General features: G+C 60.8%; 1 protein-coding gene. It reads right to left on the bottom strand.

The genetic code is table 11. The features are described from left to right. Positions 1-72: 72 nt before the first annotated feature. Positions 73-1,611 carry a glycoside hydrolase family 3 protein gene (locus NW840_RS13105; protein ID WP_414344733.1) on the bottom strand — a complete coding sequence of 513 codons (1,539 nt, stop codon included), beginning with the start codon at positions 1,609-1,611 and terminating at the stop codon, positions 73-75. Between the last annotated feature and the right edge of the window lie 227 nt (positions 1,612-1,838).

Here is a 1,838-nt window from a genome sequence, read left to right as displayed (position 1 = left end):
CAAACAGAATGCTATCGCTGCATAGTTGAACAGTGATGTTCAGCAGTGTTCAGCGTAAATGTATCAGCTCCGCTAACGCGACCGGGATCCCTCCGGGTGGGATCCAACCGGCAAGCGACCCTGGGCCGGGATCTGTCCCAACAACACCTGCAGCAACGCCTGTAGAGAGACGGGGGTAGTGCCGTAGCAGGCCAAATAGACCGGGATCTGGGGCAGGGCAAAGGCGTCGTAGGGGGATCCCAAGGCCAACCCAATCACCTTTTCCGGCGGAAGGGATCCCAGTAAGTCCGCCAGCAACTCCTTCTGAAGCGGGTAACGAAACAGATCAAGGGATCCCACCAGCACTTGGTCAGCTCTTGACGCCCCTTGCAGGGTTGTTTGCAAATCCTCAGGGGTAGGCTCTGGGCTGATCTTGAGAACCTGAGCACCGGGCCAGACATTTTGGAAAAGATCCCCCAGAAGAGGCACAGGGGTAATGAGCAGCGGGTCGGGGGCTAAGGGGGGCAGGGATCCCCGTACTAGGGTGATGCTGTCTTGGGCGATTTGGCGGGCCAGTGCCCGGTGGTTTTCCAAGCCGGCAGGGGGGAAAGGGGGGCAGGGGGATCCCAGCCTGTAGCGCCGCTTCAAGGCCAAAATCCGCCCCACCGACTGATCCAACTGTTCAACCGACAAGCGCCCGGCGCGAAACTCCCGCAGCAGATGGGCATAAGCTTCTTTTTGGATGGCCGGGGTAAAGCCGGGATCTGCCCCAAACACCAGCACATCGGCTCCTGCCCTAAAGGCCAGTTCTGCCGCTTCGGGAATGCCGTAGGTGCGGGCAATGGCCCCCATGGTCAGGGAATCCGTCAGGACAAGACCCTTGAAACCCAGCTTCTGCCGCAGCCAGCCGGACACCACCTCAGGGGCCAGCGTTGCCGGTTGCAAGGACTTCGTCCCGCTGTCGCCGACGGATCCCAGAGCCGGCATCACCACATGCGCCGTCATCATCGCCTCTGCCCCTGCCCGGATCAAAGCCTGAAACGGGCGCAATTCCGTGGTCTGTAGCGCCTCCAGAGGGCGATCCACCCGCGGCAACCCCAGGTGGGAATCCATATCGGTGTCCCCATGGCCGGGAAAATGTTTGGGCGTACAGAGGATCCCGGCTTGCCGATAGCCGCGCCACAGGGCGAGGCCGTAATCTGTCACCTGTTTCGGGTCTGACCCAAAGGCTCGGATGCCGATGATGGGGTTGTGGGGGTTGCTGTTCACGTCCACAACAGGGGCAAAGTTGAGGTTAAACCCCAAACTTTTCAGCTCCGTTCCCACCGCACGGGCCATAGCTTCCGCCTTTGCCAGGGATCCCGCTGCTGCCACTGCCATGGCGCTGGGGAACACCGTCACCCCCTCGGTAAGGCGCACCACCGGCCCCCCCTCTTGATCAATGGCTATCCACAGGGGGACAAGGGCTTGTGCCTGAGCCGCGGCAATGAGCTGGGCCACCTGAGGCAACGTTTGAATGTTGCCGGCAATCGAATAGAAGATCAGCCCGCCCACGTGGTAGTCCCGGATCATCTCCTCGAGAGCGGAGGAAAACTCAGCTCCCTCAAAATAAACCAGAAACAGTTGCCCCACTTTCTCCTCAAGGCTCCAAGCCCTGGGATCCACTGCGGCAGCGGGACGGGGTCCTTTCGCGTCAGCGGGACGGGGTCCTATCGAGCATGTCAAAGCAGATGTCCTTGGGCGTCGCTGCCAAGAAAGCCGGTCAGGATGAGCGTAAACTACCCGACATCAACCGCTAGGCGGTACGGAGCGGGCTTTTAGTAGCCCTGCAGTTAGCAAGCCAACCACGAGCCTCTGGG

This window comes from Synechococcus sp. R5-13, assembly GCF_047462015.1.
Lineage (GTDB): Bacteria > Cyanobacteriota > Cyanobacteriia > Thermostichales > Thermostichaceae > Thermostichus.
The sequence above is the reverse complement of the archived record's forward strand: the minus strand, read 5'-3'. Positions and strand labels throughout refer to the sequence as shown.